Raw genomic sequence first — 25016 nt, 5'->3', positions numbered from 1 at the left:
AAATCTATTGACCAAGCCCCGTTAAGGGCTGTGGCGTCCGTTAGAATATATAAAGAGCCAAATTTGAGGAAATAGCGTTCCTGGTGTCCGTTAAAAGAACTTGGCCGCCTGGAGGACAAGTTCGGTGTCAAATGGCAGATCAGCACGGAAGCTCCAGGAGCTCAAGGGTAAGGTTAAGCAAAAAATAAGGGCCGTCCCGGAGATATTTCTCCCGGACGGCCCTTTTCATCTTATTTTAAAGATCGACGGTTTTGTTAATCTCCGTATCGGAATGTTTTCCCGTCAATTTGGAGAACAGACGCTTCACCATTTTGGTTTTGCTGCCTGTTTCCCAGTACTCCGCCGTATCGGCTTTGACCTTGATCAATACCAGGTTCGGGTCGTCGCTGGTGGTTTCCAGCAGCTTCTCGTACGCCATATTCCAGAATTCCTTGATCTTGGCCCGATCCCTCACCAGTTCCGCCGTCCCGCGTATGGACACGTAAGATTTACCCACGTAAGCCACATTTACGTTCGGGTTGTGCTGGATTTCCTCGTATTTGTCTGTGTCAGCCATCGTCAGGAACCACAGGTCGCCGTCAAATTCAACCTCCTGAGTTTTCAGCGGACGCGATACCAGCCCTTCTTCCGTGACCGTGGTCAGCATGGCGGTATCGATCCCTTTAATCAAATCCCGGACCGTTTCGATCGCTTCCTGGTTAGCTGTCGGTATATTCGACATGGTTTATCACCTCTCTAGGTTTTATCCATCACATGCTTCACTGTTATCATAAACAGAATGCCGCAGGACTAACCATAAGCGTCTCGGATTTACGATTCGGACTCTTCCGTTTCCTCTTCTTCTTTAGCCTGAGCCGCTTCTTTCCGGCTCCATTCCAGAAACTCCAGCGTATCTTCATCTTCCGGATCCATTTGGTGAGCGATTTCGAATTCTTTGACCGCTTCCTCATTCTGATCCAGATAATAATGAGCGTACCCGACACGGAAATGCCAGAGCGGGTTATTCCGCCCCTCTTCGTCTATCTTGTTGAACCATTTGAGCGCATCTTTATAACGTCCCAGGTTATTCAGAGCACGCCCCAAATGAACGGCCAACTCGTCATCGACCAATGGGGTTGGAATCGTTATAATTTCATCCACGATTTTTTGGTATTCGTCGTTCTCATGCCACTTATTCAATTGCGCGATCAGTTCTTCTCTTGTCATTACTCTAACGCCTCCCGGATAACATCCTAACTGTTCTCTAACCATTACTTTACCATTTTCAGGACAGGTTTCCCAATGGCGCTGAGGCGATTCATCCAAATTAACCGGTTCTTGAGGACAAGGGTCACGTAAATGTAAAAAAAACCGCCCCGGAAATAGGAGCGGTTTGGGTACGGACTCATTGTCTATTTGCTATTTATCTCCATATTTATTTAGTGCATCTTTGAAGATTTGCTTTAGTTTATCAGTAGGTTCACCTTTATACTGTAAATCAAATGAATTAGCTTCATTGATGTTTTGTATCTTACTCTTGTTTGGCTCTTCAAGAGGTACCTTCCCATAGTAAACACCTTTAACAAAGTAAATATTGGGGTCAGTTAGACTCTTGTCTAAAAAGAGTAAATATTCCTCGTTTTCATTCATCATTTGGTATCCCTCTACACCATAGATAGCTATACCGTCTTCTGTTTTTTCAGTTGCTCCATTTTCTTGAATAACGACTTCTGAACCCTCAGTAATATTTTCATTATTAGTTTTAAAAACTTTATTTACTTTTATAGCTGATTTAGTTCCGTAACTTATAACATCTCCCATTGAGTCCTTATCAAGGATTGTTTCTATCACACGATCCTTGGCTCCTTTGATAATTAGCTCTGCAGTAGTATCAAAATTATTAAAATCGCTGTAACTGATGATTTTAGCTGAAGAGTTAATATATTTCACCCTATCATGGGCTTTCTCATCCTTATTATTTAAAAGTCCAATTGATGAAATAGCTATTATGGTGATTAAGCTTATAGCAAGAAATATATTGCGCCGTTTCATAGTTTACCTCCTTAATCAATATATATATGATAAATACCATCTTTATCATCTTGTACAGGATAGACACTATTTTCCCATCCGGATGATACCATTATCGCAGGAACATCGTCTTCGTGGTCTAAGCCTAGAGCATGCCCCATTTCATGAGCGGTAGTTTCCTTTTGTTGGTCAGTATCTATATTCTTAAATCTTGCAGTGTTGATACTAATTACTGATCTTGAAGCCAACCCACCCGACCACTCACAATGCGCGTAAAACTGTCCAAGGTCATTATTTGCACTAGCTGCATACCATTTAACATCAGCAGAAGATGCTGATGTTGTAGCAGTCGCATTAATCTTTAAGTTCACACCAGGGACTCCATTCCATGCTGTGCTACCATGAGTAGCCGCAGAGGTGTATCCAATTTGTGAAATTGAACTATCGAACCAATACTTAATTTGGTTTGGCCTATCCACTCTTGAACCATTTAAGTGATAAGCATCTACCTGGCTAATTAATAAAGTAGTACTTAATAACGGAAGTAATAAACTTAGAAGCTTCCAACTTTTATAAAACGGTTTCTTTGATAACTGCATTTTTTATTTACCTCCTTCTATTTATATATATTAAAACGCATATTTTACCAAAAAAAGTTTCGTTATGGTTAGGAAATAATTCCAAAAATTCAACCTTCTCCCGTGGATAAGGGTCACGTAAATGTAAAAAAACCGCCCCGGAATCAGGAGCGGTTTCTATATAAAGGGTCTTCGTTTTTACGATCTTGGGAATCCGGTAACAAGTTGTTGAGGAATCACATTTCCTTGGCGAAGCTTCACGGAAGCCTCCAGTGTCCAGAACGGATTTCTCAGCATGCCTCTTCCCACGGCAACCAAATCCGCGTCTTCGTTCCCGATGACGGCATTGGCCAGTACCGGCTCATCCAGTCTGCCGACGGCGATCACCGGCACATCCAGCGCCTGCTTGATGTCTCTAGCCAGCGGAACCTGGTACGCAGCATGGGTACCCGGTCTGCCCCAAGCGGCGATGGGGCCTTCTCCCCCTGCGCTGATGTGGAACATGTCTACACCAGCCTCTTGATAGGCCTTCGAAATGGCGATGCTCTCTTGAATGCCATATCCGCCTTCCACGTATTCTTGCGCGGAAATCCGCATAATGAGCGGCATATCGGCAGGCATCTCGCTCTTCGCGGCCTGAATGACTTCTCTTCCGAACAAGGTCAAATCTTTCCCGTATTCATCGGTTCTTTGGTTCGTCAGCGGCGAATGGAACTGATGAATCAGGTAGCCGTGAGCGCCATGAAGCTCAATCGTATCAAAGCCGGCTTGAACGGCACGTCTTACGGCAAGGCGGAATTTCTCCACCTTTTCCTTCACTTCATCCGTGGAAAGGGCTCTAGGCGTCTTCGATTTCTCGTCAAAAGGAATGGCCGAAGGCGCAACCGGAACGGCGGCATCCTCCGCTTTACGTCCGGCATGGGCGATTTGAATACCTATTTTTGTCCCGTGCTGATGAACAGCATCCACAATGCGGGCTAAGGCCGGAACTTGCTCATCGGACCACAACCCCAAGTCGTAGTCGGAAATGCGCCCGTCGGGCTCCACGTCCGTCATTTCTATGATGATAAGACCCGTGCCGCCAATGGCCCGGCTCACATAATGATTATAGTGCCAGTCGTTGGCGATTCCGTCTTTTTCGGTTACGGAGTATTGACACATCGGGGGCATAACGACGCGATTCTTTAATTCTAATCCCTTCAAACTGTAGGGGCTAAACAGCTGGTTCATCGTATTATCTCCTCCAATATTAAAATGCATGCGCATGCATATAAATTAGCATGCCTGAGTCTCAACGTCAAGCATCAGGGTTTAATAATGATTTGCTGCAGCAAGTTTTGAAACTTCGCACCGGACATCTCTTCGGCAAGTACAGCCTGAAATGTAGGCAGCGCCTTCTCCAGCTTGGCTTCCCCTATAGGTGTTATCGAAGTGTACACGGCTCTGCGGTCCTCTTCGCAAATCGTTCTTTGCAGGGCTCCGCAGCCTTTGGCTTCAAAGCGGCTCACCAGCCTGGACACCGCGCTTTGGCTCAAGCCCACCATATCCTCCAGTTGTTGCAGCTTCAACTTTTTCTCCGGGGCCTCCGAAAGAAACAACAGCAAATAAAATTCGTTGAGCGGTAGCTGGTGCTTCTCTTGCAAGGCAGCCTCCAGCTTGCTGGTAATGCCCATTTGCATCTGAGTTAAAGATAGCCAATTCCCGAGAAGACTATTCATCGGTTCTCTATCCATATAACAATCACCCATTTTCCGGTTATCTAGCGGCCATACGCGCTTATTGTCGTTATTATTGTAACATTGTATCCAAAGCAATAACTATATACAAGAACTGCTGTAGCTCCCTAAAAATATTTATATATGAAAAAGGGGAGCCCCAAAAGGTCATGCGGAGAAGACCAGGACGCCCCTTTTATGGATTAAAGTGTATTATTATGCCAAGGTCTCCAACGGCTCATTATCCGAGAATAAATCCGGATTGGCCCGCAGCATATCGCTAAGGATCTCCGTAGTCTTAACCGTATCGCATACCAGCACTTCCGCATCCCCCAAACTGGCACGGCTTAGCGCACCTTGCTCTTCTAGCACGCTCTCGACTTTCCAGAAATGCTCCGACCAGGGCAGTCCGCAGTGGCGCCGCGAAGGTACGGAAATTTCAGTGCCGTCTCCCAGCACGGTATATAGCTGTTCATGTTCGTCCGTCATTCTTCCCGGGATGTCCACCCATTCCTCGATGCCGTGGATGAACGTATTTCTGCGCAGGTCGACACCTACGAGTATAATTGTAGCCTGCCTGTCGAGAAGTCTGCCCCAAGCCGACTGACGGTGACAAGGCGTATCCCAGCGTTCATCCCCGGTCGTAAACTCAGCCGCGTCCTTGCCGAGCGCAGCTACCGAGTGGGTCGGGTGAAGCGAGCGAATCACGCCCGGACGCTTGCGGAACAGCTCCGGAAGAATGCCGACGCAGACTTCGGACGTCTCGACGTAAAATTTGGGATTATCGGCATTAATAGTAGACCAGGTATGGGTGGGCAATACCAGTAATCCGTCTTTCATATATTCCGAAAGCGCATCCAAAACAGTGTCTGCTCCTCCGTCCACTTCCCCGATCTTCTTCATTGACGAATGCATAAGCAAGGTGCCTTGACGACGGATCCCCGCATCCTCCAGTTGCTTCATCAAGGATAACTTCGTGTGCATGACAAACCTCCGGCTGTACGTATTTTTGTTCTTTTTGATGGTGCTGCATCCATTCTATCATGTTCCGGATGGAGAGTGTCCGACTCCAAAGTTTCCGTCGACGATTTGTCAAACCTGCCGTAAGATCTCCTGGAGATACCCGGACAACTCCTTGGCTGCCTTGTGGTGAGCCTCTACGCCCGGATGGCTCCGGGAACCGACGGTTTCCTCCGTCATATTGGGGAGCTGAAACACGGAAACCCGCTTGTCCCCCGTTTCGCGGACATAAGCATCCACGCCCCGGTAGATCGCCGGCAGCATCGGGATCCCCAACATGCCATAAGCCCAGACCAGGTGCGCCTGTTTATTATAGGTTCTGAGCTTCGCAAGAAATCCGGAGACGGCCTGTTCAAAAGATTTTAAATCCTCTTCATGATAGGTTCCGTCTTCCAACAACCTCTGCTTGCGGGTTTCTCCCGTTACGGCGTCCCTCCATTCCGGGGATTGAAAAGCGCCCCCATCGTTCGTTCCAAGGTTGATAATTACGGCATCCGGCTGCCAGGCGTCAAAATCATTGGCTTGAAAGGCTCCGAGAGCTTCATTCTTCGGTCCGGCAAGAAGACCGCAGACCTGCTCATAATGGTCGGGAAGATTACAATTCGGATTGTTATCCCAACCGGTAAGCACGCCCCAACCGCTTTGGGAAATGACCCGGTACTCGGCATTCAAGGCGTCAGCCGTCATAGCCGTATAATTGTCCAAGGCGCTAAACCACATCGGAATCCAGTCTTCTTCGGCTTTAGCCCCGACAGTTCCTTCACCCGAAGTAATGCTGTCTCCTATGAATTCCAGCTTGTATGGCTTGTCCTCCACGGGGAGAAATTCTCCGTCAAACTTCACCGCATGGATTTGCAACGTACAGCCGGGATCCCCGCTCATGGCCTGCAGTTCTTTTACAATGCGCACGTTCTTTACTGCATCCGGATTCATGCCCCTGAACACGCAGACCCAGTACCTTCCCGCTACAAGCATTTGCCGGCTTACCGCTGCACCGTTGATTACGATGCCGATCCAGGGTTCGTACACCTCATAGTCAACCTCGAATTCAATCCAAAGCTCCGATCCTCTGGCATTAAACTCCACGGCGCTCCCTGTCCAGAACAGGGTTAAGGGCGAAAGACTTCCCGTGGTTCTGCCGTGTACCTTCAAATGCTCAATATCTGATAATCCCTGCTGTTTTAAGTTCTTATTAGGCTGCATGGTTATTTTCCATCTCCTTCGGCGCTATTCACTAAGTTATATATAGTTTAATGCATTAGCGGCAAAAGGGCTGTACTAATCCGGTCTTTCAATTTCTATTTTCCAATAAAAAAAGAGAAGCCGAAGGCTCCTCATATCTTCTCGTGGACGTATCCGCTGATTCGGTTGATGGCTTGCTCACCGATCTGCCGCCATTTCGCTTCCTGTTCAATCCGGTCATCGGGGTCGATCGGCTTTTGGAATTGGTTTAACCCGACCGCGGCCAACGCTCCAAAATCCGTCTCGGTATCGATCCCCGTATGAACGATATGCTTGATCAGGAAGGGACGGTCAAATTCAAGCAAGGCATTGTCCCGGTCCAAACGGCCTTCAATGACCCTTGTCGGCAGCCTTAAATAAATAGTTATGCCTTCATTCTGATAGAGAATGGAATCAAAAAAGGCGGAATAATACTCCCAGCTCCCGCAAATATGGAAGCCCTCCCTTTCTACATTTCTACAAAAGTCACCGTAAAATGCGCGTTTTCCTTCAATACTGGACGGGATACTTAACATGGCAGCTTCCTCCTGAATCGGATGTTATAACATCTATTCATTCCCAGGATGCCACGCTTTAAAACACAAAAAGCCGGAAGCAGCTCCGGCCTTTTCGACTTAACTCCCCTTATTCAAGTCCCGCTTGGGCCTTGGTCAACAGCTTCCCCTTGTGAAACGAGAACACGGCGTTGGCACCAAAATCTCCAGCGCCTTGATAAGAATAAATCACCATATCCTCCGCCTCGCTGACCGCCTCTCCGTCTCCACCTAAAATCTCGGCCACTTCTTTGTAGGTCATGCCTACTTCTGTTTTTTCGTACTGCGCCAGGGTAATCAGAACGCCGTCTCCTTTACCGGTCGGAACCTCGACTACCGGAGTGAGCGCAGCGGTGTCTTCACCTTCCGGGACATCGACACTCGCCGCGGCCGCGTTCGACTTCATGCCTTCCAAGTCCTTCTCCAGCTCGGCCAACTGTTGCTCCAACCCGGCGACCTTTTCGTTCAAGCTGTTATATTCAGCCTGGGACGGGCCCGAGGAACCACATGCCGCAAGCATAAATATCAGAATCAACAAAATTGGAAGTCCAAACCATAACTTCAGTCCTTGTTTCACAGAAACACCCCATTATGAAAATTTTAACATTAACAATTTTAATAATTTTATCATAAGGGGTTTCGGGCTGTAACTGAGACTTTGGCTCTGGGCATATATGCTTAAGCCAAAATTTATTGCCGCTTGAGTATTGCTTCACTTTGATATAAAATTACTACAAATAATTATTCTGGCTATGATGGACCAATAGTACTTGATTGACTTGCTCATTCAGCGATTCGGGGACGGTGAGAGCCCGGGGGCAACATCAAGGAAAAGGCAGTCCGGAGCCGGAGTCTCGGAAAAAGAGGGCGATCCCGCAAGGGTCGTCAACTAGGGTGGAACCGCGGGTGCATACAGCTCTCGTCCCTAGGCATCGGTCGTAGGATGCCTTTGTGACGGGGGCTTTTTTTTAACGTTTCCGGTTAGCGGGCATCTGAAGCAACTTAATAATCGAAGGAGAGATCAACTATGAGCAGTACCAAAACTATGGATCAAGTCGTCGCACTGGCCAAGCATCGCGGATTTATTTTTCCGGGGTCGGAAATTTACGGCGGTCTGGCGAACACTTGGGATTACGGTCCGCTCGGCGTCGAGCTGAAGAACAACATCAAACGTGCTTGGTGGAAAAAATTCATTCAAGAGTCCCCTTACAATGTTGGCCTAGACGCAGCGATTCTGATGAATCCGCGGGCTTGGGTGGCCTCGGGCCACGTCGGCAACTTCAACGATCCGATGATCGACTGCAAGCAGTGCAAAGCGCGCCATCGCGCGGATAAAATCATCGAGAACGCTCTTGATGCTAAAGGCATTGAGATGGTCGTCGACGGCCTGTCGTTTGACCAGATGAAAGCCCTGATCGATGAGCACCAAATCGTCTGCCCTGATTGCGGAAGCAACGACTTCACGGATATTCGCCAGTTCAATCTCATGTTCAAGACGTTCCAAGGGGTTACGGAGTCCAGCACCAACGAGATCTATCTTCGCCCGGAAACAGCGCAGGGGATCTTCGTCAACTTTAAAAACGTGCAGCGCACCATGCGGAAGAAAATGCCGTTCGGCATCGGGCAAATCGGCAAGAGCTTCCGGAACGAGATCACCCCGGGGAACTTTACGTTCCGTACGCGGGAGTTCGAGCAAATGGAGTTGGAGTTCTTCTGCAAGCCTGGCGAGGACCTCAAATGGTTCGAATTCTGGCGCGGCTTCTGCCGCGATTGGCTATTATCGCTCGGCATGAACGAAGAAAACATGCGCCTGCGCGATCACTCGGAAGACGAGCTGTCCCACTACAGTAACGCTACGACCGACATCGAGTACCGCTTCCCGTTCGGCTGGGGCGAGCTGTGGGGCATCGCCGACCGGACCGATTATGATCTGAAGCAGCATGCGGAGCATTCCGGCGAGGACTTCAACTTCATCGATCAAGAGTCGAACGAGCGCTATGTTCCTTACTGTATCGAGCCATCGCTCGGAGCCGACCGCGTAACGTTGGCCTTCCTCGTCGATGCCTATGAAGAGCAGCAGCTGGAAGGCGACGACAGCCGGACCGTGCTCCGCCTTCATCCTGCGCTCGCGCCGTTCAAAGCGGCCATCTTCCCGCTGTCGAAGAAGCTCAACGACGGAGCTCAGCGCGTGTTTGCGGAATTGACCTCCGATTTCATGGTCGACTATGACGATACCGGCTCCATCGGTAAACGGTACCGCCGCCATGACGAAATCGGTACGCCGTACTGCATCACCTACGACTTCGAGTCCGAGACCGACGGCCAAGTCACCGTACGCGAACGCGACTCCATGACGCAGGTACGGATGCCAATCGCGGACTTGAAGCAATTCTTAAGCGATCGGATCAAGTTCTAAAGCCCTCCCCCTCTCGCGAATAAGCGGAGGGGGATTTTTTACCGCCAATCGTACGATACTTCAGCAGTATGGCAGTTCTTAAGTTCAGATTTGCATCAGGAGAGTAGCTGCTGCACCCGCCTGCAGAGCATTCGGAGCTGTTACAAAAACATTGATTAAGTCGCATTCCGCCACTGGAACACTTCCCGTGACACTTCGGCAAGATTGCCCTTCATTGATCGTTACAGTAAGAGAAGTTGGATTGAAGTTAGCCCCATTATCGGTACTGATGAATACAGTCGCTGTAATCGGCCTAGCAACCTCTGTTCGGACTGTAAACACCAAAGTCGTGATTGTACCGCTTCGGGGAATAACCACATTGTTTGATTCTGCCCCTTGGGCACCTTGGCCAGCTGTTCCTAAACCCAAAAAGTTATTTGGGCTCAAGTTGTCCGAGGCAAGAAATATTGGCCATATTCCTGGGCCTGGAACACCCTGCTCTCCCCGAGGTCCTTGGGGCCCTGTTTCTCCCTGAGGCCCTTGGAGTCCTGTTGCTCCCTGAGGCCCCTGGGGTCCGATTGGCCCTGTATTCCCGTTCGCCCCGGCAGGTCCTTGAGGTCCTTGAGGCCCAGGTATGCCCTGAGGTCCAGCGGCTGCCGTAACATTTACTTTTGGCGGGGGACACTTAACAATGAGCTTTGTGAAGTGACGCTTTCTTTTCTTTAAAACACAGTGCCGTCGCAATTTTCTTTTTGAAATTTCCGGTTTTTTTACACATCTAGATTCTATTATGAGAAACACCTCCTGTTTGGGTATATATTATGATTTCAATTATTTTTAGATTGGATTTCTACCTAGAGCCCTTCATTAAGTGCCTATTTGTAACTATCATGAATAGGTGAAAAAGCCTTGCGGTAAATGCCCTGTAATCGATCAGTGAATTGTAATGTCCAGTAGAATTTGTTCGTATGCCTATAACAAGGAATCATTAACAATACAAATTAAGCACACAAAACAAAACAAATAAAAAAGACAGGCATACGCCTCAACCCGTCCGACGATTTCGGCCTGTCTCCAGGCGTAAACCAAGGAATTATCGAGGCTTATCAAGCCGGAGGGATCAGCAGCACGACGGTAATGGTGAACATGCCCGGCTTTACGGATGCGGTTCGGCTTGCAAGCCTGCACCCGGTGAATATCTAATACTTCAAAATCATCGATCGTTGCGTTTCTCATATGTGCAAATTTCCCGTTATGCTTAATAATCCAGTCCACCTCATCCGCATGGACGTTTAAAATGCCGTAAACGAAACAAACCCGCCTATAGAAAGGTCCGGGTTTGAAATAAAGTTATTAAATATTCATTGGCCTTACGCCTCCCGTTAAGCTAAACAGGCTGCCGAACGGCAGCCTCCAATTTCTTAATAACTATAAGTCATAAAAACATTTTCAGTGAAGTATTTTCTAAAAGGTAGGAGCAGGTGGTTGGGCTATTTTCATACGGAGTAAACTATAAGGCTTCTGCCGCAGGTCATTTCCATAATGGAATCTCGACTGCCGATGTAATTGGTTCACGATGAAATATAAGTATTGATCTGGACCAATAGAAAAAGTATCCGGCCATAAAATTCTCGGGTCATGTGCAATGGTTTCCATTATTCCATTCGGCAATATCTTTCGAATACTATTGTTTTCATAGTCTCCAGCATAAATGTTTCCTTTTGCATCGGTGATCATTCCATCTGAAGCGCCTTTTTCCCCCCAATACTTCACGTGATACTGTAAATTCGTTTCCGGTATCGTTCGGTCTCTTAGAGCTTCCGTTGAAATCGAGTACAGATGACGACTGGAGAGAGGACAAAAATACAACATCTTGCCGTCCGGGGAAATCGCTATACCATCGGATGACAATCTAAAGGGTGAAGTAGATCCGTCTTGGTTTCGATTCATCAGGATTTTACCTTCAACTTTTGGTAAGAAAAAGAGATCGGGCGAAGTTGCATAAGCCCCGTTTAACCTTCTCCAGGCATAACCGGTTTCTAAATCAACGACAATAATAGCTCCTGGTCCTCGGGAAGAGGAATCCGTTATATAAGCATAACCTGCTTTACCGACACGAAAATCAAATCGGACATCATTCAAATAAGTGGTTGGCAGGACAACATCTTCCGCAAATGTATACACCCTTTTTATAGTATTTGAATTTAAATCAACAGCGACTAACTTGGCCCCCCCTTTAATGGGTTCTGAGAAATTAGGCGCTCCTGTATCCAGTACCCAAAGCGTACCCTTTCCATCGGCAACGACACTTTGGACACTAATGAATGACGTTGTGATATTCGATGGGCTTACCACATTGGCTTCTAAACTAGGATAAGGATGTAATGTACCATGAACAATTTCAGCCACCGTAAATCTAACGTCGTCTCCCCATTTTGGAAAGCAAATGAAAATACGCCCGGTTTCAGAAACAGTAACGCCTGTAGGCATGGCTCCGTAGAATAAAAAAACCGCCTCAAATTTTCCAAAATACTTTTCACTCGGTAACATCACTTGTATAAAGTCCTCCTCAACAGGTTCGAACTTCTATCACTTATTTATATGACGGAACAGGGTTCAATTGCCCCGGATAATAAAATAAAAAAATTTACAGGAACCCTGCAAGTTCGTATCGAAGACGGCTAGTACGACGCGTCCTAAATATGGGGAATAGTGCAGTGGCCAGCCCCGGAAATATATTGAAAAAGCCTTCAAAACCACTGCTAAAGTGGAATTGAAGGCTTTTGAAAAAATCTACCGGCGTTTTATTGTTGGTCCGGCAGACGTAATGCATTTGCTGAAGTCTGCGCTTGGTCTAAAAATTCCTCTGCTCGGGTCAATCGCTGCCGGGCCGTCTCCAGAGCTTGTGAATTTGTTGCCGCATTAGATTCACTTATCGAGCTTATCGCCTGATTTAAAGCCGCTTGCACCTCAGAAACCGCGTTAGATGCATGCTGCTCCAGCGTATTGCCGCTCGAGTGAAGTGTGCCTTCTGCCGGTTTTTTTGCATTTTCAGTGGCTAAATCAACTTTGTTTTCATTGGGCAAGGTGAGTCCCCCTTCCGCGAAGATCAATAATTATAACAGAAATAAGTATGTGGTTGATATTTTGTTTATATTCTTACGACTGCATGGGAATATACGGATCCCCCATTTCCGGCAATAGTTTAGTATAAGATCCATTGCGTAGGAGAAGATAATTTTGATGAAAAAAGGAGGGATCATTTCTTAATGAATATGCAACCGCTAGCGCCGCACGAATCGATGGAACTGCATGAAGCGTTAAACTTCAAAACGCTCTGCCTCGCTAAGTCAAAACTTATGCAAGGCTTGGTATTTGACCAAGAACTGAAAGCGTTAATGCAGAAGGACGTCATACTATCCACGCAACAGATCGCCGAGCTGCAAGCAATTTATGCAAGAACTCCATTCCAAGCGCCTGTTCCGAATAGCCCGACACCTATCATACATTAAAGGGGAGCGCCAATGAACACCGATTATTTAGACCCGATCAATTCGTTAAATATGCCGGAGATGGCGGATATGACATTTGCAATGGACTTCCTTCTTCGTGCCAAGGAGGGTGTGCGAAATTTGTCCATCGCCCTGACGGAAACGGCTTCTCCGGATGTAAGAGCGCTGCTGCGCAATCATCTTAAGCAGGGGATTGCAATGCACCAAGAAATCACGGAGCTTATGATTCGCAAAAAATGGTTCCATCCTTACGAGCTGAACGAACAGTACCAACTCGACCAGCTTTCGGCGAAAAATACATTAATGATCGGGCAGATGAATTTGTTCCCGGATGATACCTCCCGTAAAGGGATGTTTGATCGGACCCCGGATGAACATATTGGAGGACACAAAGCATGAAGGCGGTAACGTATCAAGGAATTAAAAATGTCGTGGTCAAAGAGGTGCCGGATCCAAGGATTGAGAAACCGGACGATATGATTGTAAGAGTCACCAGTTCCGCCATTTGCGGTTCGGACCTTCACCTGATTCACGGGATGATCCCTAACCTTCAGGAAAACTATGTTATCGGGCATGAACCGATGGGGATTGTAGAAGAAGTAGGCCCTGGAGTGACCAAGGTAAAGAAAGGCGACCGGGTGATCATCCCTTTCAACATCGCTTGTGGAGAATGCTTTTATTGTAAGAATCAGCTGGAAAGCCAATGCGACAATTCAAACGAACATGGCGATATGGGTGCATATTTCGGCTACTCCGGAACAACCGGTGGTTACCCTGGCGGGCAAGCCGAGTATTTACGAGTTCCGTTTGCTAATTTCACCCACTTCAAGATTCCAGAAAACTGCGAGCAACCAGACGAAAAGCTAAGCTTGATCGCCGATGCCATGACGACGGCATTCTGGAGTGTAGATAATGCGGGCGTCAAGAATGGAGATACGGTCATCGTGCTGGGATGCGGACCGGTCGGACTTCTGGCCCAAAAATTCTGCTGGCTGAAGGGAGCAAAGCGGGTCATCGCCGTTGACTATGTTGATTACCGCTTACAGCATGCGAAACGAACGAACAATGTTGAAATCGTAAACTTCGAAAAGGATATGAATATTGGCAACAATCTCAAGGAAATGACCAAAGGCGGCGCAGATGTTGTGATTGATGCGGTAGGAATGGATGGCAAGATGAGCGATCTCGAATTTCTAGCCAGCGGTTTGAAACTGCAAGGCGGGACCCTGAGCGCATTTATCATTGCATCTCAGGCTGTCCGTAAAGGCGGGACCATCCAAATTACTGGGGTATACGGAGGACGATATAACGGATTCCCGCTCGGCGACATCATGCAGCGTAATGTGAATATACGGTCCGGACAAGCTCCAGTCGTTCACTATATGCCGTATATGTACGAGTTGGTAACGTCGGGCAAAGTTGACCCTGGAGACATTGTTACGCACGTCATTCCGCTCAGCGAGGCTAAGCGCGGCTATGAAGTGTTTGATACGAAAACAGATAATTGCATCAAAGTCATCTTAAAGCCTTAAAATATGGATACATGGGAGGACAAAACGAATGAATTCCAATTACGCTTTGCATGAGATGCTGGAGGTTCATGAAATAACCGCGTTCAAGACCGTTTGCATGACCAAATCAAAAACGATGCAAGCTCTGGTAACCGATCCGGAACTCATGCAAATTTTGCAGCAAGATGTTCAATTATCACAACAGCAACTTCAGGAGCTTGGTGGAGTGCTGTCCAAAGTGACTGTATAGGAGATAAAAAATGAACCCATTATTAGAACACCTGACAGGTCTTCATATGCTGACCGATGACGTGATCGCAATGGATTTTTTGATGAATGCCAAGAGCGGAGTAAGAACCTACGCCATGGCTGTGACCGAATGTACTTCCCCCGAAATCAAACAAATTTTGGTGAAACAGCTCGATGAAGCCATAGACTCTCATGAAAAGATTTCAAATTACATGGTGCAGCATGGTTTATACCATCCTTACCATATTCCAGAGCAAATTCAGCTTGATCTGAAAAATATTCAGACCGCTATGAACATTTCGTCCTGACACTGTATTCATTCCAACAAAACGCGCAAACCACAATGGTTCAGGCGCGTTTTTTGATTTTAGCCGAATTAAGAGTACCACTTGCGCCACTACCTGCACAGCGCATATGCAAAATAGATTAGTGTGATACAAGGTGCCTGGTGTATGGTTCCAGCAAAAACATAAGTTGCTCAGTAGTTTCCTGCACATTGCAAGGCATAGAGTTATTGATCCACCATTCCAATACTCCAATAAACCCCGAAGTCAAAAAATGAGTGGTTACACTATTTGAAAATGCGCTGTTTTCTGACTTTACACCGATAACCTCGGTTACTGTCTGCGCAATGATATCATATAAGCGGTTGCGAAGCGCGCCATTCCCCAATGACGCGCCCCATTCAAATGCTTACTCTTCCTTTTTCCCCTCCAACTCAAAAATCAACTCATTCGCCATCCGTTTATTCAGTTCATATGTCTTGAACTTCCCGGCTTCGGCAGACAGCTTCTTAATGGTCTCGATCTGCGTTTCGGTCGGAGGCTGGCGCTCGATCAGTCCCTCGTAGTTCTGATAAGCGACCTTCAGGGCGGTTTCCGGGGAGAGCAGGTCGATCATTTCATAGATGGCTTTGGCCGCCTGATCCCTCGACAGGTCGAATCCCGCATCGGTGGACAGCATGAATTTGTCCGGGTACTTTTCCATTAGGGGCACGTAATCTTCTAATTTGTTGGTGCTGCCTGGGTTGTAGGCTGTGAATCCGGCAAAAAAATCGATGTATAAGTTAGGATGTTTGCTTAAGAGCGGTTCGATATTCTCCGGAGAATTATAGGCGTTGGCATGTCCGAAAATGATAGTCGCATCCGGATGTGCCTCCAGGGCTTCCTCCAGCTTCGCGATGGGCTCGCCGTTAGGAGGGTCGATATGCAGAAGGATGGGCACTTGATACTGGGCCGCAAGCTCATAAATTTCAGGAAGGTTACCGTCATTCGGATGCTCGGCCTTCCAAGGCAATCTGGACACGACTTCAGAGTACATAGAAGCGGCAGCCACTTCCCCGATGTTTAAATAGCCCTTCTCCAGATTGTTCCGGACGATTTCTAAGCCCTCCTCCTCGTAAATCGGAAATCCCGCAAAGGAGGGATATACGTTCCCGGGTGCCTTTTGATATTCCTCCCAGGCTAATTGATCCGTGTACTTGGCGCTTGGTTCCGAAATACTTCCGAACAAAACGAGGCGGTCGATGCCGGCTTTTCCCCAGTTCTCAATGGCAACCGGATTAGGCGCATCGTGGTTATGTATATCGATCACTGTAAGATCGCGGTAAACCTCCTGCAGCTCTTTGCTAGGATCTTTGTCTTTGCGGAGCTTCTCGATGAGGGCAACTTCATCCTTTGGGGCGTACTCGGTCATAGGGTTGACGATCACTTCCGTTTGCTTCGGCGCGCATCCTGATAGTGTGACTGCTGCGAGAGCCAGCGCGCAAATTACAAAATACCGCAGCTTGACGGGCATAGGCGTTTCCTCCATCCTTATATTCTTATAGCTATTTTGAATATATAACAGTATGGAAAAAAGATACATTAGAAAATGACAAAAAGAGCGCCAACCTAAATAGGTTAAACGCTCTACGACGGCTTGCGCATTTATACTGCCTTCACGGGTTCTAACAGATTCAAATAATATTCGTTCCCGTATCCATCCGGTCTGTCATTCCGAATATGTTCTTCTAGACATAATCTTGACTGGTCGGATTTGTACCTTTTGTCCTTTGCCAACTCATTCATTAGCGTTTTCCAAGATAGACTCACATCCTCACTGCTCTCAAGCAGTGCAAAAAGGCCTCCGGGCAGCACCATTTCCTTTAGATGCCCGGGAACAGAAATTCCATCAGGGATGGTGGCGCACATCCCATAACCGTATGGAGTTCCGGCAAAGGTTGGCATCGGTTTTACGTTTCCTCCAAAGAATCGAGCCGTACTGAGCAAATTGGACGACTTGATCCATTCCAGCACGGGGCCCATCGCCTCATCTTCCGGGGATGTCCCTACAGCGATACTATAAGCTACCCTCATAGGAGGAAGGGTAATTATTTTGATTAAACTGTTTTCTTGCAAACTGCTCATCCATATATCCTCCATTTCGTTAAGGATCCTATCTAAATTTAAAAAACCATCTTCGGGTTGCTGTTTAAAGAACTTTAGGACCTGATCCAGCTGCTGTTGAAAAGAGACAACTTCAGCATTCCGCTGCTTCACTTCCGCGATTTTATTCTCAATAACCTTGCGTAATTGCGCCAAAGAAGGGTTTGCAATCACGGATTTAATATCCTTGATCGGGATATCGATTTTTCGCAATATCGCAGTAATTCGGATACATGACAGCGCATGCTCATCATATACTCTCCATCCGGAGGACGTATCCCGTTCACTCTTAAATAGTCCCTCAGATTCCCAGTGGCGCAAGGTGCGGCTCGTCAGCCCCATTTGCTCCGCCAATCTATGGATGGAAACAACAGATCTGTTCATTTTCGATCTCCTTTCCGAGCTCTAGGTTTATTGTAGCAGTTGACGCCGCGACAACTTCAAGCGTTTTCTTAAGCCGCTAATCTTTTTTATAAATCCTGATGCGGCCGCCATAACCTCTAATTTTCAATAAAAACATAGACTTCTCTTAACCGCTAATTTAAAATTCGAGATAAGTACAGGAACATTTTACCATCCCCGTCAGGGACGGACAGCGAGGTGTTTATCATTGAATAAAATAATTTGGATCATCGGCATTTTCTCTTTTATTACGATGGTAGTAACCATTATTCTGGTCACAAAGACGATCGGTACCCAGAGGAAGCGTTTCTCCGAACGCAAAGAGATTCTCGCGGAAGGCACCACCGCGCAAGCCGTGATTAACTCAATCCGGCAAACGAATCGGACAGTTGGCGATCAGCCGGAGGTCCTGCTTGACCTGACCGTCACAAAGCCGGATGGCGAAGTCGTTCATACTGTCTTAAAGACTGTCATTCAGATCGTGAACATCCCCGCGTTTCAAAAAGGCAAGGTAGTTGAAGTAAAGTACAAGACGATAGGCAACGAGCAAAAGTTCGAGGTCGTAGACGCCTATTTACCTTAAAAAAAAATAGCCCGAGCGTTGTCTTTTAACGCCGGGCCACTCTTATTTATCTTAAACCTCCGCGCACGGGCTCATGAAAACTGCCAAAAGCCGGCTACAGGTGTTTGAATTTTCTCCGTACCAAAGTTCGCGATAATATATAAGGCTCCAAACCCGAAAGGATAACTCCAGTCCTCCTGAAGCAGAGTATCGGGATAACCGTCTTCGTCTACCTGAAAGAAGAAAGACAACGATTCTTCATTCAAATCCTTGAAGTAATAGTCCTCTTCTTGAATCAGTCTCGGGTTCCCGCCCAGCTTGATGAAAAAGGACTGATCCCTAGCTGTCTTATCATCGTTCAATACCCCATCTGAAATGGCATGTCTGACCAGCCCGGGGTGAGTAAAGCGGTCTTTGGCGCTCTCTGCTGAAGCCGGATGCTCGAACACCTTGATCGAACAATGGGGATACATATTGTTGTCCAAATAATCCTCATATTCAGCGGGAATAAAGATGGAAATCATGCTGCCAGGCTTGAAGGGATTCAATAAACTTAGGTAAAAGTAATAGGTTTGGTCCCCTTCATGAATGTCTTGATCATCAAAATAGGCAGGCGCATTTCCGCCGACCCAGCTTGCACTATTTTCCGATACCGGACCCGGAATCGCTTGATACAGCATACACGCTGTTCTCTTTGCAAACATGTCCGTGAAGTAGTCCATAACCTTCTCCTTCCCAAGTCAATGAGTGTCCGTAACCGTGAAATGTTACGCTAAAAACTCGGCCAAATCGATTTCGCGCTTCTCATATTCCGCACCAATATTTTTCAATTGGGCCTCCACGTTTGCGGCACCCTGTTCAATCCCTTTATACACTAACAAAGGCACGTCCGATAAATAGGATCTCGCTTGCGGAATGTCGCAGGAGAAAGCTTTTTTGATGAACAACAAGGTTTTAAGCTTGTCCTTGCCTTCCCCTGTAATGAATACTTTGCAGTAATTGTATGATACTTCTTCATCAAGATCGCCATCGAAGCCTCGCGGTAATAAGGTGCTGCGAAGAAACTCCGCCAAACTGTCATATGCAATTTCAAAGTCCCATCGGCCCGTACCGTGCATCGCCGTATAAACGACGGTATCGCCTCTGGACAAATCGAGACAGTAGGGGTCGCCCTCATCCGAAGCAATGACAAGATAATGCTCAGGCCAATCCGAAATGGGTTCCTTCGTAACGGGATTATAGTTGTATCCCCATTGGCCTCCCGGCAGCTCCTTTGCCCCGTAAATATCCAAATTAATATATTCGTCCGTGCTCCAGCCTACCGATTCGGGAATATAATTTCGTAAGAAGTAGGCATATTCCTCAGGCAAGCGCCATGTGTCGAAAACGGTGCGCAGGTCTTCTGCCTCGGCTTCCGTCCCAAGCTGCATGGGGTACTTCGCGTAAAATTCGGGATCTTGCTTGCGCATAGCTTCTAAAGTTGTCCGCATCTTCTCGATGACGTCATCGATTTCCTGGTATTTCTTCTCCAAAACTCATCCTCCTTTTCGGCAGATTCATTTGCACTATTCCGCAGTTGAATCATTCATATTCCGGTCCATAATTGTCGTTATTCTCATACCTAGGATACATCGATTTAGCAATCTTTTACAACCGCCTATCGACTCTATGGACCGGAATACAAAATCACAAATCAGAGATGGGATCCGCCGCTGGCATCTATGCATTGGCCGGTTACCCAGCGGCTGTCCGGTGAGGCAAGGAATGCAGCAATGTCCGCGACATCTTCGGGTTCTCCCCATCGATTAAAGACGGAAAGACCGGCCGCAAACTGTTGTCCCTGAGGATCTTGCAGCGTACCTGCATTCATTTCCGTGTTAATGATCCCGGGCTGAATGGCATTGACCGTAATATGGCGTCTTCCCAACTGTTTGGCCAGAAGAAGCGTAAACGTATCGATCGCCCCTTTTGACATACTGTAGGTGAATACGCTTGGAGATGCCGCCCGTGTCACGAAAGAGGAAATATTAATAATGCGTCCTCCGTCATTTAATCGCGGTAAAGCTTGCTGCGTAACGAAAAGCGGGGCTTTGACGTTAATCTTCATCACCTCGTCGAAAGATTGTTCCGTCGCCTCCTCCAGGCCCATGATTTGGCCGATTCCGGCATTGTTGACAAGAATGTCGAACCGGTGATCTTGGCCCCTATGTTCCTTGACGGCATGATCGAATGCTGCAAACAGCTCATGTACGCCTTCCAGCGTACTCAGATCAGCACCGATTGCGCACGCCTGCCCTCCGTTTGACTCAATCTGACGAACGACGTTCTCTGCTTCGTGTATTCTTGTTCCATAGTGAACGGCGACAAAGGCGCCCTCCGCGGCCAGACGCAATGCGATGCTGCGGCCAATTCCCCGGCTTGCTCCGGTGACCAGAGCGATTTTACCCTTCAAACTACTCATTGATTCAACTCCTTTGCTGGATTTGAATATAGGTATACCACGGGGTAAGATTTGAAATGTTGCTGTCTAATTCCGTTAAGAATGCCCGCAAAAAAAATATGCATTTGCTTAAAAAAATTCTTGCTCATTAATCCCTATCCTGCTATTATGAAGGAGCATTAATTTTGGAAAGCTAATATTCAAGGTATGTAGGATCTTTCCAAGCAGATAATTTTGACCACTTCCCAAAGAAGTTAAGGCCATACGGACAGCCGGGTCAAATGCCGATTGGCAACTTTCGTTGCCTTATTGATTGAGTTAAAAGCTCAAATTTTATAAGTTGGTTACTTTACAACCAGTGCATATGCACATCAACTTGTGAAACGGTCAATAAGAGTGGTAAAAGTGATTATTTGCTATATAGACTCTGATCCTAACATGATATATCTGAATATTAAGTCCTTTCCATGAAACTATAAGTTTTATGGCTGACTGACGAGCGCACAAGTAGTTTGTCCAGTCATGCTTAAATGCTTATTGGGACTGTCTTAATATCTGACTATATCAAAGCAAGTGTGATGCGCATGGAATGCGTATTTCGCTTGCTTTTTTTGTTGCCGTTTTTACATTGAACCAAATCCAGAAAAAAATCCAATTGAGTTAGGAGATCGAGAAATGGGAAAAGCACTTATCATTGGCGCCGGCGGCGTAGCATCTGTAGCAGTTCATAAATGCGTTCAAAACAGCGAGGTATTCGAAGAGATCTGTATTGCGAGCCGTACAAAGTCCAAATGCGACGACTTGAAGGCGAAGCTCGACGGCGGCAAAACGAAAATCACAACTGCCCAGGTCGATGCAGACAACGTGGATGAGCTGATTGCTCTGATTAACGAATACAAACCGGATATCGTCATGAATTTGGCTCTCCCTTACCAGGATTTGACGATCATGGACGCTTGCCTCGCGACCAAAACACATTACATGGATACGGCGAACTACGAGCCGGAAGATACGGCAAAATTCGAATATAAATGGCAATGGGAATACCGCGAGCGCTTTGAAAAAGCCGGCATCACGGCACTTTTGGGCAGCGGGTTCGACCCGGGCGTTACCGGCGTATTCTCCGCTTATGCGCTGAAGCACTATTTTGACGAAATCGAATATATCGACATTCTGGATTGCAACGGCGGCGATCACGGCTATCCGTTCGCAACCAACTTCAACCCTGAAATCAACATCCGTGAAGTGTCCGCCAACGGACGCTACTGGGAAAACGGGCAATGGATCGAAACAAAGCCGATGGAAATCAAGCGAGAGTACAACTTCGCCGAAGTCGGCCAAAAAGATATGTACCTGCTGTACCATGAAGAGCTCGAATCCCTTGCACAAAATATCCCTGGACTGAAGCGCATCCGCTTCTTCATGACTTTCGGCCAAAGCTACCTCATGCACCTGAAGGCGCTTGAGAACGTAGGCATGACTTCCATCGAGCCGATCGAATACGAAGGAAAGCAAATTATTCCGCTTCAATTCCTGAAGGCCGTGCTTCCGGATCCGGCATCCCTTGGACCTCGTACCGTGGGCAAAACGAACATCGGCTGCATTTTCAAAGGCAAAAAAGACGGCCAAGACAAGACTTACTATGTTTACAATGTTTGCGACCACCAAGAGTGCTATAAAGAAGTGGGCTCCCAGGCCATCTCCTATACAACGGGCGTTCCTGCGATGATCGGTGCGGCCATGGTCATGACCGGCAAATGGAACAAACCTGGCGTATTCAATATCGAAGAGTTCGATCCGGATCCATTCATGGAAGAGCTGAACAAATGGGGACTTCCTTGGGTAGAAGACTTCAATCCGGTGCTTGTCGACGCCTTGCCCGAAGAAGCTAGAAAGCCGGAGCTCGTTCGCTAAGATGCGGTTCGAGGAATTACCGACACCCTGCTTTGTAGTCGATGAGGCGCTCATCGAGAAAAACCTGAAAATCCTGAACGGGGTTATGCAGCGTACCGGAGCCAAGATCGTGCTGGCACAAAAGGCTTTCTCCATGACCGCCATGTACCCCCTCATCGGACAATACCTGAGCGGCACGACCGCAAGCGGTTTGTTCGAAGCACGTCTGGGTCACGAGGAAATGGGTAAAGAAACCCACGTCTTTGCCCCGGCCTATCGGGAAGATGAAATCGATGAAATTGTATCCATTTGCGATCATATTATCTTCAATTCCTTCTCCCAGCTGGAGAAGTATAAATCCAAAGCGTTGGCTGCCGGCAGAAAAGTGGGAGTGCGCATCAACCCGGAATGCTCCACGCAAGAGGGTCATGAAATTTATGACCCTTGTTCGCCGGGATCCAGATTTGGCGTAAAGCGGGATGATTTCCGGCCGGAACTGCTCGAGGGCGTCTCGGGGCTGCACTTCCATACGCTTTGCCAGCAAAACTCGGACGATTTGGAGACCACGCTGAATGCGGTGGAGGAAAAGTTCGGGGAATGGCTGCCACAGATGGAATGGATCAATTTTGGCGGCGGTCACCATATCACAAGAGAAGACTATGATATTCCTAGACTGGAAGCTTGCATTAAACGCATGCAGGACAAATACGGTCTGGAAGTCTACCTTGAACCCGGTGAAGCCATCGCGCTCAATGCGGGCTACATGGTTACTTCGGTACTGGATATCCATAAGAACGGCATCGAGATTGCCATCGTGGACACTTCGGCCACATGCCATATGCCGGATGTTCTGGAGATGCCGTATCGTCCGCCGCTGTTCGGCTCGGGCGAAGCCGGCGAGAAGCCATACACCTATCGGCTTGGAGGTCCGACCTGCCTGACGGGCGATGTGATCGGGGATTATTCCTTCGATCAGCCCCTCAAGAACGGCGACCGGTTGGTGTTTGGGGACATGGCGATCTACTCCATGGTCAAAACCAACACCTTCAACGGAATGCCGCTGCCGGCTATCGCTGTGCAGGAGAAAGACGGCAATTGCCGCATCGTTCGCCAATTCGGCTATGAAGATTTCAAAGTAAGACTGGCGTAATGCCGTTGCAGAGAAAAACTCCCGCTATGAAACCAACATAGCGGGAGTTTTTTTGAATTAGAGAGAGGTTAGGCAGCTGCTATGCCTTTAAGAAATCGGGCTTCAAGAAGCTCGGATTCGGATATTTATAAAATCCTTCCCCTGCTGCTGCTCCGAGTTTTCCCTTATCGACGTACTCCGATTTGAGCATTTCTGCAATTTTCTTGAACTCGGGATCCCCGGAGGCCTCCGCTTTGGCCAAACCGATATTATATGCCGTGTTAATCCCTACCACATCCAAAATCGCAAATGGCCCCTGCGGGGCGCCCGTCGCTACCATCCACGTTTTATCGATCGTTTCGACGTCCGCTACCTCCCGGATTAAGAGCTGCTGGGCCGCTTCCAGCAAAGGAACCAGCAAGGAATTCAGAATATAGCCAGGTTGTTCCTTATGCAGCGGCAATGCTACCATGCCGATCGCCTTGGCAAAAGCGACGACATCCTGAAACACCGCCATATCCGTTCCCGGATGCTTCATAATTTCCGCCGTGTTGTTCTTCCAAATCTCGTTGGCGAAGTGCAAAGCGAGAAATTTCTGCGGCCGCCCTGTCGCCTCCGCAAATTGGCTCGGTAATAACGTAGAGGAATTCGTTGCAAATACCGTCTTCTCCGGAGCTACTTTTCCCAGATCCGTATAAAAATCGGCCTTAATCTGCACCACTTCGGGAACCGCCTCAATGACGAGGTCCGCCTCCGCAACTGCCTTGGACAGGTCACTGCTGAATGAAATACGGTTATATGCCTCGTCCACTTCTTGCCCGGTCGCGTTCAAGTCCTGCCGATAATGAGACTTCAAGTCCGAAATTCTTTCTTTCGCACGTTCCAGGGCCGGGTCATTGATATCGTATACCGTTACATTGAAGCCTTTAAAGGCGGTTTGATAAGCGATTTGACTGCCCAGTACGCCGCTTCCGGCAACCGTAATATTTTTATAATTCATGACGGATTCTCCTGTTCGTTATTCTAAAATTCGCGTGAATCCCCCCTAGTTTCCTCGTTAGAGGCTGCGAATATTCCTCATCCTTTTTTATAAGCGCGTGGGACCTTCCATCTATTGACAAACTGGTTAAATAAATTATATTTAGATCATTCCATCGGGTCAGGAGGATGACTGTGAAGAAGCCTTTGTTAAACCTTATCGCCGGGATCTTATTCATCATCGTTGCGTTTCTCTCCGGAGCCTATGTTCTTGGCAATCTCATTATGAAAATGTTATTTGATGCCTACACAGATTTGTTATTTGTAATGCTTCTCGCCTTCGTTGCGTCTATCGCAGCTTCCGCTTATTTCTTAACGCAATATAGCAAAAAAGCCCGCAAAGCGGGCTAATAGCAGGCGG

The 25016-nt window shown here is 47.5% G+C and carries 30 protein-coding genes; 10 read left to right on the top strand and 20 right to left on the bottom strand.

The window, feature by feature from the left end; genetic code table 11:
- Positions 1 to 235 precede the first annotated feature (235 nt).
- From KJS57_RS01460 to KJS57_RS26370, 10 genes are all read right to left on the bottom strand, one after another.
- Complete coding sequence (locus tag KJS57_RS01460; RefSeq protein WP_211024849.1) at positions 236 to 721, bottom strand: pyridoxamine 5'-phosphate oxidase family protein; 486 nt, start codon at positions 719 to 721, stop codon at positions 236 to 238.
- Positions 722 to 810: 89 nt separating this feature from the next.
- A complete protein-coding gene (locus KJS57_RS01455) occupies positions 811 to 1206 on the bottom strand; it encodes a tetratricopeptide repeat protein (protein WP_213653490.1) in 396 nt (131 codons plus the stop codon).
- A gap of 192 nt (positions 1207 to 1398) precedes the next feature.
- A complete protein-coding gene (locus tag KJS57_RS01450; RefSeq protein ID WP_213653489.1) occupies positions 1399 to 2031 on the bottom strand; it encodes a hypothetical protein in 633 nt (210 codons plus the stop codon).
- 11 nt (positions 2032 to 2042) lie between these two features.
- Entirely contained in the window at positions 2043 to 2609 is a 567-nt protein-coding gene (locus KJS57_RS01445; protein WP_213653488.1) for a matrixin family metalloprotease, read from the bottom strand.
- Positions 2610 to 2786: 177 nt separating this feature from the next.
- Positions 2787 to 3818 carry an NADH:flavin oxidoreductase/NADH oxidase gene (locus KJS57_RS01440; RefSeq protein ID WP_213653487.1) on the bottom strand — a complete coding sequence of 344 codons (1032 nt, stop codon included), beginning with the start codon at positions 3816 to 3818 and terminating at the stop codon, positions 2787 to 2789.
- A 74-nt stretch (positions 3819 to 3892) separates the two neighbouring features.
- Entirely contained in the window at positions 3893 to 4321 is a 429-nt protein-coding gene (locus KJS57_RS01435) for a MarR family winged helix-turn-helix transcriptional regulator (RefSeq protein ID WP_213653486.1), read from the bottom strand.
- Positions 4322 to 4519: 198 nt separating this feature from the next.
- Positions 4520 to 5287, bottom strand: a complete 768-nt coding sequence (locus KJS57_RS01430; protein WP_213653485.1) for an AAC(3) family N-acetyltransferase — start codon at positions 5285 to 5287, stop codon at positions 4520 to 4522.
- A gap of 108 nt (positions 5288 to 5395) precedes the next feature.
- Entirely contained in the window at positions 5396 to 6526 is a 1131-nt protein-coding gene (locus tag KJS57_RS01425; RefSeq protein ID WP_213653484.1) for an SGNH/GDSL hydrolase family protein, read from the bottom strand.
- Positions 6527 to 6657: 131 nt separating this feature from the next.
- Positions 6658 to 7080, bottom strand: a complete 423-nt coding sequence (locus tag KJS57_RS01420; protein ID WP_213653483.1) for a YugN family protein — start codon at positions 7078 to 7080, stop codon at positions 6658 to 6660.
- A gap of 109 nt (positions 7081 to 7189) precedes the next feature.
- On the bottom strand, positions 7190 to 7675 hold the full coding sequence (locus KJS57_RS26370) for a hypothetical protein (RefSeq protein ID WP_244861340.1): 486 nt from the start codon (positions 7673 to 7675) through the stop codon (positions 7190 to 7192).
- 450 nt (positions 7676 to 8125) lie between these two features.
- Between KJS57_RS26370 and KJS57_RS01410 the strand changes: the two genes are divergently transcribed.
- Positions 8126 to 9514, top strand: coding sequence for a glycine--tRNA ligase (locus KJS57_RS01410; RefSeq protein ID WP_244861339.1), 1389 nt, complete (start codon positions 8126 to 8128; stop codon positions 9512 to 9514).
- A gap of 951 nt (positions 9515 to 10465) precedes the next feature.
- Here the strand turns inward: KJS57_RS01410 and KJS57_RS26825 are convergent.
- The 3 genes from KJS57_RS26825 to KJS57_RS01395 form a co-directional block, all read right to left on the bottom strand.
- Entirely contained in the window at positions 10466 to 10729 is a 264-nt protein-coding gene (locus KJS57_RS26825; RefSeq protein ID WP_444544261.1) for a hypothetical protein, read from the bottom strand.
- A gap of 228 nt (positions 10730 to 10957) precedes the next feature.
- Complete coding sequence (locus KJS57_RS01400; protein ID WP_213653767.1) at positions 10958 to 12043, bottom strand: L-dopachrome tautomerase-related protein; 1086 nt, start codon at positions 12041 to 12043, stop codon at positions 10958 to 10960.
- Positions 12044 to 12297: 254 nt separating this feature from the next.
- Positions 12298 to 12579 (bottom strand): hypothetical protein, encoded by a 282-nt coding sequence (locus KJS57_RS01395; RefSeq protein WP_213653482.1) that lies wholly within the window; start codon positions 12577 to 12579, stop codon positions 12298 to 12300.
- Between the two features lie 183 nt (positions 12580 to 12762).
- Here KJS57_RS01395 and KJS57_RS01390 point away from each other — a divergent pair, with 183 nt between their 5' ends.
- Genes KJS57_RS01390 through KJS57_RS01370 form a run of 5 tightly spaced genes read left to right on the top strand, consistent with a single transcriptional unit; the run spans position 12763 to position 15073 of the window.
- A complete protein-coding gene (locus KJS57_RS01390; protein WP_213653481.1) occupies positions 12763 to 13005 on the top strand; it encodes a spore gernimation protein GerQ in 243 nt (80 codons plus the stop codon).
- A gap of 12 nt (positions 13006 to 13017) precedes the next feature.
- On the top strand, positions 13018 to 13404 hold the full coding sequence (locus tag KJS57_RS01385; protein WP_213653480.1) for a spore coat protein: 387 nt from the start codon (positions 13018 to 13020) through the stop codon (positions 13402 to 13404).
- Entirely contained in the window at positions 13401 to 14537 is a 1137-nt protein-coding gene (locus tag KJS57_RS01380) for a zinc-dependent alcohol dehydrogenase (RefSeq protein ID WP_213653479.1), read from the top strand. Before KJS57_RS01385 ends, KJS57_RS01380 begins: the two co-directional genes overlap by 4 nt.
- Before the next feature lie 28 nt (positions 14538 to 14565).
- Positions 14566 to 14766, top strand: coding sequence for a hypothetical protein (locus KJS57_RS01375; protein ID WP_213653478.1), 201 nt, complete (start codon positions 14566 to 14568; stop codon positions 14764 to 14766).
- Between the two features lie 10 nt (positions 14767 to 14776).
- Complete coding sequence (locus KJS57_RS01370; protein WP_213653477.1) at positions 14777 to 15073, top strand: spore coat protein; 297 nt, start codon at positions 14777 to 14779, stop codon at positions 15071 to 15073.
- Positions 15074 to 15191: 118 nt separating this feature from the next.
- Here KJS57_RS01370 and KJS57_RS26755 read toward each other — a convergent pair whose 3' ends face one another.
- From KJS57_RS26755 to KJS57_RS01355, 3 genes are all read right to left on the bottom strand, one after another.
- Complete coding sequence (locus tag KJS57_RS26755; RefSeq protein WP_213653476.1) at positions 15192 to 15437, bottom strand: TetR-like C-terminal domain-containing protein; 246 nt, start codon at positions 15435 to 15437, stop codon at positions 15192 to 15194.
- A gap of 21 nt (positions 15438 to 15458) precedes the next feature.
- Positions 15459 to 16562, bottom strand: a complete 1104-nt coding sequence (locus KJS57_RS01360; RefSeq protein ID WP_213653475.1) for an amidohydrolase family protein — start codon at positions 16560 to 16562, stop codon at positions 15459 to 15461.
- 131 nt (positions 16563 to 16693) lie between these two features.
- Positions 16694 to 17575: a MerR family transcriptional regulator gene (locus KJS57_RS01355; RefSeq protein WP_213653474.1), complete on the bottom strand. Its 882-nt coding sequence runs from the start codon at positions 17573 to 17575 to the stop codon at positions 16694 to 16696.
- Positions 17576 to 17801: 226 nt separating this feature from the next.
- Between KJS57_RS01355 and KJS57_RS01350 the strand changes: the two genes are divergently transcribed.
- A complete protein-coding gene (locus KJS57_RS01350) occupies positions 17802 to 18176 on the top strand; it encodes a hypothetical protein (protein WP_213653473.1) in 375 nt (124 codons plus the stop codon).
- A 71-nt stretch (positions 18177 to 18247) separates the two neighbouring features.
- Here KJS57_RS01350 and KJS57_RS01345 read toward each other — a convergent pair whose 3' ends face one another.
- The 3 genes from KJS57_RS01345 to KJS57_RS01335 form a co-directional block, all read right to left on the bottom strand.
- Complete coding sequence (locus KJS57_RS01345) at positions 18248 to 18877, bottom strand: hypothetical protein (RefSeq protein ID WP_213653472.1); 630 nt, start codon at positions 18875 to 18877, stop codon at positions 18248 to 18250.
- A gap of 45 nt (positions 18878 to 18922) precedes the next feature.
- A complete protein-coding gene (locus KJS57_RS01340) occupies positions 18923 to 19687 on the bottom strand; it encodes an SMI1/KNR4 family protein (RefSeq protein WP_213653471.1) in 765 nt (254 codons plus the stop codon).
- A gap of 161 nt (positions 19688 to 19848) precedes the next feature.
- Positions 19849 to 20616, bottom strand: a complete 768-nt coding sequence (locus KJS57_RS01335) for an SDR family oxidoreductase (RefSeq protein WP_213653470.1) — start codon at positions 20614 to 20616, stop codon at positions 19849 to 19851.
- A gap of 654 nt (positions 20617 to 21270) precedes the next feature.
- Between KJS57_RS01335 and KJS57_RS01330 the strand changes: the two genes are divergently transcribed.
- The gene (locus KJS57_RS01330; protein WP_213653469.1) at positions 21271 to 22509 is read left to right on the top strand and encodes a saccharopine dehydrogenase family protein; all 1239 of its coding nucleotides are present in this window, start codon (positions 21271 to 21273) and stop codon (positions 22507 to 22509) included.
- 1 nt (position 22510) lies between these two features.
- Positions 22511 to 23638: a carboxynorspermidine decarboxylase gene (nspC, locus tag KJS57_RS01325; RefSeq protein ID WP_213653468.1), complete on the top strand. Its 1128-nt coding sequence runs from the start codon at positions 22511 to 22513 to the stop codon at positions 23636 to 23638.
- Positions 23639 to 23717: 79 nt separating this feature from the next.
- Here the strand turns inward: nspC and KJS57_RS01320 are convergent, their stop codons facing one another.
- The gene (locus tag KJS57_RS01320) at positions 23718 to 24617 is read right to left on the bottom strand and encodes a 3-hydroxyacyl-CoA dehydrogenase (RefSeq protein WP_213653467.1); all 900 of its coding nucleotides are present in this window, start codon (positions 24615 to 24617) and stop codon (positions 23718 to 23720) included.
- 173 nt (positions 24618 to 24790) lie between these two features.
- On the opposite strand from KJS57_RS01320, the gene KJS57_RS01315 reads away from it, so the two are divergent.
- On the top strand, positions 24791 to 25006 hold the full coding sequence (locus tag KJS57_RS01315) for a hypothetical protein (RefSeq protein WP_211024802.1): 216 nt from the start codon (positions 24791 to 24793) through the stop codon (positions 25004 to 25006).
- Positions 25007 to 25016: the final 10 nt, after the last annotated feature.

The sequence above is a fragment of the Paenibacillus vini genome, from assembly GCF_018403325.1.
GTDB classification, from domain to species: domain Bacteria; phylum Bacillota; class Bacilli; order Paenibacillales; family Paenibacillaceae; genus Fontibacillus; species Fontibacillus vini.
The sequence above is the reverse complement of the archived record's forward strand: the minus strand, read 5'-3'. Positions and strand labels throughout refer to the sequence as shown.

What these genes read in the sequence shown, in the direction of transcription:
- KJS57_RS01460 (WP_211024849.1), bottom strand. Translation starts at nt 721, where the DNA reads ATGTCGAATATACCGACAGCTAACCAGGAAGCGATCGAAACGGTCCGG.
- KJS57_RS01455 (WP_213653490.1), bottom strand. Translation starts at nt 1,206, where the DNA reads ATGACAAGAGAAGAACTGATCGCGCAATTGAATAAGTGGCATGAGAAC.
- KJS57_RS01450 (WP_213653489.1), bottom strand. Translation starts at nt 2,031, where the DNA reads ATGAAACGGCGCAATATATTTCTTGCTATAAGCTTAATCACCATAATA.
- KJS57_RS01445 (WP_213653488.1), bottom strand. Translation starts at nt 2,609, where the DNA reads ATGCAGTTATCAAAGAAACCGTTTTATAAAAGTTGGAAGCTTCTAAGT.
- KJS57_RS01440 (WP_213653487.1), bottom strand. Translation starts at nt 3,818, where the DNA reads ATGAACCAGCTGTTTAGCCCCTACAGTTTGAAGGGATTAGAATTAAAG.
- KJS57_RS01435 (WP_213653486.1), bottom strand. Translation starts at nt 4,321, where the DNA reads ATGGATAGAGAACCGATGAATAGTCTTCTCGGGAATTGGCTATCTTTA.
- KJS57_RS01430 (WP_213653485.1), bottom strand. Translation starts at nt 5,287, where the DNA reads ATGCACACGAAGTTATCCTTGATGAAGCAACTGGAGGATGCGGGGATC.
- KJS57_RS01425 (WP_213653484.1), bottom strand. Translation starts at nt 6,526, where the DNA reads ATGCAGCCTAATAAGAACTTAAAACAGCAGGGATTATCAGATATTGAG.
- KJS57_RS01420 (WP_213653483.1), bottom strand. Translation starts at nt 7,080, where the DNA reads ATGTTAAGTATCCCGTCCAGTATTGAAGGAAAACGCGCATTTTACGGT.
- KJS57_RS01410 (WP_244861339.1), top strand. Translation starts at nt 8,126, where the DNA reads ATGAGCAGTACCAAAACTATGGATCAAGTCGTCGCACTGGCCAAGCAT.
- KJS57_RS26825 (WP_444544261.1), bottom strand. Translation starts at nt 10,729, where the DNA reads ATGAGAAACGCAACGATCGATGATTTTGAAGTATTAGATATTCACCGG.
- KJS57_RS01400 (WP_213653767.1), bottom strand. Translation starts at nt 12,043, where the DNA reads ATGTTACCGAGTGAAAAGTATTTTGGAAAATTTGAGGCGGTTTTTTTA.
- KJS57_RS01390 (WP_213653481.1), top strand. Translation starts at nt 12,763, where the DNA reads ATGAATATGCAACCGCTAGCGCCGCACGAATCGATGGAACTGCATGAA.
- KJS57_RS01385 (WP_213653480.1), top strand. Translation starts at nt 13,018, where the DNA reads ATGAACACCGATTATTTAGACCCGATCAATTCGTTAAATATGCCGGAG.
- KJS57_RS01380 (WP_213653479.1), top strand. Translation starts at nt 13,401, where the DNA reads ATGAAGGCGGTAACGTATCAAGGAATTAAAAATGTCGTGGTCAAAGAG.
- KJS57_RS01375 (WP_213653478.1), top strand. Translation starts at nt 14,566, where the DNA reads ATGAATTCCAATTACGCTTTGCATGAGATGCTGGAGGTTCATGAAATA.
- KJS57_RS01370 (WP_213653477.1), top strand. Translation starts at nt 14,777, where the DNA reads ATGAACCCATTATTAGAACACCTGACAGGTCTTCATATGCTGACCGAT.
- KJS57_RS01360 (WP_213653475.1), bottom strand. Translation starts at nt 16,562, where the DNA reads ATGCCCGTCAAGCTGCGGTATTTTGTAATTTGCGCGCTGGCTCTCGCA.
- KJS57_RS01355 (WP_213653474.1), bottom strand. Translation starts at nt 17,575, where the DNA reads ATGAACAGATCTGTTGTTTCCATCCATAGATTGGCGGAGCAAATGGGG.
- KJS57_RS01345 (WP_213653472.1), bottom strand. Translation starts at nt 18,877, where the DNA reads ATGGACTACTTCACGGACATGTTTGCAAAGAGAACAGCGTGTATGCTG.
- KJS57_RS01335 (WP_213653470.1), bottom strand. Translation starts at nt 20,616, where the DNA reads ATGAGTAGTTTGAAGGGTAAAATCGCTCTGGTCACCGGAGCAAGCCGG.
- KJS57_RS01330 (WP_213653469.1), top strand. Translation starts at nt 21,271, where the DNA reads ATGGGAAAAGCACTTATCATTGGCGCCGGCGGCGTAGCATCTGTAGCA.
- nspC (WP_213653468.1), top strand. Translation starts at nt 22,511, where the DNA reads ATGCGGTTCGAGGAATTACCGACACCCTGCTTTGTAGTCGATGAGGCG.
- KJS57_RS01320 (WP_213653467.1), bottom strand. Translation starts at nt 24,617, where the DNA reads ATGAATTATAAAAATATTACGGTTGCCGGAAGCGGCGTACTGGGCAGT.